The 4,521-nt window shown below is 63.2% G+C and carries 10 protein-coding genes; all 10 read left to right on the forward strand.

The annotated features are described in order from the left end of the window. Positions 1-53: 53 nt before the first annotated feature. Positions 54-335, forward strand: coding sequence for a DUF433 domain-containing protein (locus ACI8UR_RS12155; protein ID WP_411715562.1), 282 nt, complete (start codon positions 54-56; stop codon positions 333-335). A 7-nt stretch (positions 336-342) separates the two neighbouring features. Further along, positions 343-684: a DUF5615 family PIN-like protein gene (locus tag ACI8UR_RS12160; RefSeq protein ID WP_411715561.1), complete on the forward strand. Its 342-nt coding sequence runs from the start codon at positions 343-345 to the stop codon at positions 682-684. 194 nt (positions 685-878) lie between these two features. Continuing rightward, positions 879-1,349, forward strand: coding sequence for an alpha/beta fold hydrolase (locus tag ACI8UR_RS12165; RefSeq protein ID WP_411715560.1), 471 nt, complete (start codon positions 879-881; stop codon positions 1,347-1,349). Between the two features lie 62 nt (positions 1,350-1,411). Continuing rightward, positions 1,412-1,768 (forward strand): hypothetical protein, encoded by a 357-nt coding sequence (locus ACI8UR_RS12170; protein WP_411715559.1) that lies wholly within the window; start codon positions 1,412-1,414, stop codon positions 1,766-1,768. Between the two features lie 36 nt (positions 1,769-1,804). Then, the gene (locus tag ACI8UR_RS12175) at positions 1,805-2,527 is read left to right on the forward strand and encodes a hypothetical protein (RefSeq protein WP_411715558.1); all 723 of its coding nucleotides are present in this window, start codon (positions 1,805-1,807) and stop codon (positions 2,525-2,527) included. Between the two features lie 72 nt (positions 2,528-2,599). Then, positions 2,600-2,740, forward strand: a complete 141-nt coding sequence (locus tag ACI8UR_RS12180) for a hypothetical protein (protein WP_411715557.1) — start codon at positions 2,600-2,602, stop codon at positions 2,738-2,740. 88 nt (positions 2,741-2,828) lie between these two features. Next, positions 2,829-3,176, forward strand: coding sequence for a CHY zinc finger protein (locus tag ACI8UR_RS12185; protein ID WP_411715556.1), 348 nt, complete (start codon positions 2,829-2,831; stop codon positions 3,174-3,176). A gap of 30 nt (positions 3,177-3,206) precedes the next feature. Continuing rightward, complete coding sequence (locus tag ACI8UR_RS12190; RefSeq protein ID WP_415087921.1) at positions 3,207-3,758, forward strand: NUDIX hydrolase; 552 nt, start codon at positions 3,207-3,209, stop codon at positions 3,756-3,758. A 55-nt stretch (positions 3,759-3,813) separates the two neighbouring features. Beyond that, positions 3,814-4,131 carry a helix-turn-helix transcriptional regulator gene (locus ACI8UR_RS12195; RefSeq protein WP_415087922.1) on the forward strand — a complete coding sequence of 106 codons (318 nt, stop codon included), beginning with the start codon at positions 3,814-3,816 and terminating at the stop codon, positions 4,129-4,131. Next, entirely contained in the window at positions 4,128-4,463 is a 336-nt protein-coding gene (locus ACI8UR_RS12200; RefSeq protein WP_415087923.1) for a hypothetical protein, read from the forward strand. Before ACI8UR_RS12195 ends, ACI8UR_RS12200 begins: the two co-directional genes overlap by 4 nt. The last annotated feature ends 58 nt before the right edge of the window (positions 4,464-4,521 follow it).

The following is a 4,521-nucleotide window of genomic DNA, read 5'->3' on the forward strand; positions in this document are numbered from 1 at the left end:
GCCGATTCACCCCCAAAACCGCTTTATCTCTCGCTACACAACGCAGAGGCGTGATGAGTCAGCAACGGTCTCGCATCGTGCGAGAACTCCACGACGAACCCCACATCGAGGGGAGCCGGATCACGGTGCAGTTCATCAAAGAGCGCGTCGAGGGGCGCGGTCTGGAACCGCAGACCGTCGCCGACCGCCACGATCTCGACATCGCGGACGTCTACCGGGCGCTGGCATACTACCACGACCACCCCGGAGAAATGCGGGCCGTCGAGCGCAAGCGCGAGCAGGCCTTTGATGAACACGAGCACCTGACGACGAACCCTGACGAGGTTCGCAAGTGACGACCCGATGTCGTACTCACTTCTTGCCGACGAAAATATCGAGCGCGCCACAGTAGACTACCTGACGAAGCTCGGCCACGACATCGTCCGCGTTCAGGACATTCCCGACCTCGGTCAAGGTGCCACAGACGACGAGGTCGTCGCCTACGGGAATCAAGAAGGCCGGCTCATCCTCTCGCAAGATAGCGACTTCTTCACCGACATCAACCCCGAAGAGACAGCCGGCGTGCTCGCACAACGCGACCAGCGACTCTCCGCTCGTGAAGTTGGCGACATCATCGACGAAATGGCGGCGTATCTCCCACAGGAACAGGTCGTTCTGGAATACGTCAGCGCCGACTGGCTCTAACGCTGAGTAAGAAGGAATCGTTTATATCTCCAGATGTTCACCGTTCGTAGTCGTGCATAACTGCCTCGCCAATCTCTCCGAAGACCTCTAACAGCACCACCACGACGTCGAATACACCCTACGACGCCCTGTCTCAAAATCCACCTCGCCAACACGGGGGAAAACCATTTCTTGCTCCCGTTGGGTCGACAGCCATGAGCGATCGCATGGCGACGACCCCCGGTGACACGCCGCTTGAAACAGTTCCCGACGATTACGCCCGCGAGAAGCGCTGGCTCCGACTCGAGGCGGGCCGCGATGCGGGCAAGAAGCTCTTCTTCCGCGACGGGGTTCGCGGCGGTGACGACCCCGAACGGACGGTCGTCCTCGTGCACGGTAATCCCGAGAACTCCTGTACGTGGCGGCGAACCATCCGCGAGCTCGACCAGCGGGCCGAGGCGCCGTACCGGCTGGTCGCGCCCGACCACGTCGGGTTCGGGCTCTCGGATACGGCCGACTACGAGATGGTCTGTCAAGACCATGCCGACAACCTCCAAGAGCTCGTGGAGTTCCTCGACCTCGAGGACGTGACGCTCGTCATCCACGATTGGGGCGGCCACTTCATCGAGGAGCGGGAACCCGAAGCGATCGCAAGCGCCATCGCCGATGTCGCGGGACTTGCGTGACCGCTCTGTTCCGACACGACAAAAGGGATTTATCGGGGCGTGGCGTAGCCGGAGCTATCCACATGAAACCCGTCACGGAGCTCATCGACACACTACACGACGTCGGTGACGGCACCCAACTGACCGTCGAGACGGAGGGCGACACCTATCGCGGTGTCGTCCATGCGAGCCACTACGAGCCGCCGGAGAGCGACGCCACGGGACGGCTCCGTGTCGGCCTCGAACTCGACGATTGCGGTGACCTGCCGAGCGACCGCGCCGAGGTCTGTACGGCCTCAGAGACGGTTACGGAGAAATTCTCCCGCCCGTTGCTTCGCGTTCTCTCTTCGGACGATGACGGCGACGTAGCTGCCGCCCAGCCCTCCGACGAGGGCGCCCTCGGAGAGGTCGTCGACTTGCGCATCGGCCGAGCGGAATAATACATCGTTTTCACCGCTGCCGCCCTCGGGTGGGTAATGACTGCGCTGTCCGAACTGGACATCACCGATGCTGAGTCGGTCGTCAAGCGACGGGATGACGTCCTCGCGGCCGTCCGCGACCACGCCGGCCGGATTGCGTACAACCTCGCCCGCGTCGAGGGCGGCGATTACGGCCAGCGGTCGTTCTCGACGGATGCCGGCGAATGGACGGTCAAATACGAGGCCGGCGACCTCGAATACCTCCGCTTCAAGCCTCGCTCCGGCTCGGAGACGTACGTCGTCTCGACGAAATCGCCGGCCGACCCCGAGCCGCTGGCGACGGCCCTCGACGATTACCCCGCCTTCGTCGCGGCGTACAACGATTACGCGGCCACACTCGATGGCACGCTCGACGGCGTCGAGACCGACTTCCCGCGAGTCGATACGACGGAGGGCATCGTCAGCGAGCGCGACCGCATCGTCGACCGCATCGAGGAGTGCTGTGCCGTGATGGCCGGCGAACTCCACCGCTACGAGGGCACCGACTACGGCACGTTCACCGCCCGCGTCGACTCCACGCGCTGGGAGCTGAAGTGGGAGGCCGACAGCGTCTCGTATCTCCGCGCCGGCGGCTCCGGCGGCGTCTACGTCATCTCCCAGTACGGCCCGCCATCGGCGGCCGACATCCGGGAGTACGCCCCCCGATTCCACGGCCTCGTGGACGCGTACAACGACCACGTCGCCGACCTGGAGCTCGAGTTAGAGCAGATAGCCCTCTGAAAACGGCCGGTATGAGGCTGACCGATGGGATTTTGAGGCTGCAATCCTACACATCGAGTGAGGTGTTAGCATATGTGCCATCACATGGGTGATGCGACCCGCGATCCGTGGCGACGTGAAGAGGCCGAAGACGAGGAGGAGGACGAGGAGCCATCCTTCATCAACGAGGAATCCGAGGTCGAGGTCGACCTGCTTGAGGCCGACGACGACTGACGCTCGGTGACCCAGGCAGGCGACGACCCGCGTCGACAGCTCCCGATTTTTGGCCGGATATAAGCCGCTTCAGTCCCGACAGCCGTCCGTGCACGTCCACGGTCACGAGGTTCCCGGCGTCGATGTCGACGCGGAAACGCGGTGTGCCCACTACGGCACGGAACGCGACGTCGTCGCCATGAAGTTCGCCTGCTGTGAGACGTACTACCCCTGTTTTCGATGCCACGAGGAGCGCACAGACCACGAAACCGAGCGGTGGCCGCTGGAGCGTCGCGCCGAGCCAGCCGTCCTCTGTGGGGCCTGCGGGGCCGAGCTCGCGGTGCAGGAGTACATGGGCGTCGACGCCTGCCCGGAGTGTGAGGCGCGGTTCAACCCCGCCTGCGCCGACCACTACCACATGTATTTCGAGCAGGTCGACGACGCCGGCAACGCGTAAACATTTGTCGACCGCGTTCCCAGCGGGCGTATGGACGACGCCGACCTCGCATGGGAGACGCTCGCCTCCGAAACCGATTACACCTGCCCCGGCTTCGACGTGATTCGCGACGACGTCCGCCTGCCGGACGGCACCGAAACCGACTTTCACTACGTCTCGGAGCCGCCATCGGTCGTCATCCTGCCGTTCACCGACGACGGCGACGTCGTCGTCATCGAAGAGTGGCGACAGGCCGTCAAACGCGTCAACTACGGCCTCCCTGCCGGCGGCCTCGAAGACGAGGACGCAGACCTCGATGCTGCCGCCCGCCGTGAACTCGCCGAGGAAACCGGCTACGAAGCCGACGCTGTTGAGCATCTCGTCACCTACGAACCCACGAATGGGCTGTTCGATTCGGTGTTTCACTACGTCGTCGCGCGTGGGTGTACCCCCACGGCCGAGCAGAACCTCGACCACAACGAATCCATCCGCGTCAAAACGACGACGTTCCCCGACTTGAAAGAGCAGGCCCTCCTTGGGGAGTTGCGTGACGGTCGTTCGGCGCTGGCCGTCCTGCAATATGCGCTGCAAACTGCGGAGTGAACTGCGGCCGTCGAGTGCCCGAATTCTTATTTCGGTGTATTACATACTATTACACATGCCGATACGCATCGACCGTTTCGACGACGTCCCCGCCGATGCCTTAGACATCCAGGAGGGAACGCAGCCATACCGCATCCTCCAGTTCCTCGCCGAGCATGACGACCAGGCGTTCACGCAGACGGAGATTCACGAGGCGACGGGCATCAAGCGCGGAAGCGTCGGTGCCGTCCTCTCCCGCCTGGAAGACCGGGGACTCGTCCGACACAAGGGCCGCTACTGGGCCATCGGCGAGGATGACCGCTTAGCCTCGTATGCAGCACAGACCAACGCCAGTTCGGCGTCGACGACGGACGACTACTACGGCGACGAGTGACGATGGCGTACGACCGAGGCACCGTCGTGAAAGGCCCCGATCTCCTCGCGAATCACAACTACCGACCGTACGTGTGTCTCAGCGACGAGATACATCCGTTCAGTGATGAAGAGGCGCTATACGCCGCGGCCACGACGACCCGCCGGGCCGTTGCCATCCCCATCTCAGAGGCGGATTTCGAGTCCGGCGGGCTTCCACAGGAGACGTACGTCAATCCCTGGACGGTCGTGTCGATTCGCCACGCCGACATCGACCACAATGAAGGACGCCTCGTCAAGCAAACGGTCGAGGAAATCGCACAGGAAGCCGCGGGCTATCTCGGCGTTCGCTGATTCAGTCATCGCGCCAACCGGCGAACGTGTGATGCCACTCCTGATACTGCCAGACGTA

Source organism: Natronomonas sp. (assembly GCF_047616845.1).
Classification (GTDB): Archaea; Halobacteriota; Halobacteria; order Halobacteriales; family Haloarculaceae; genus Natronomonas.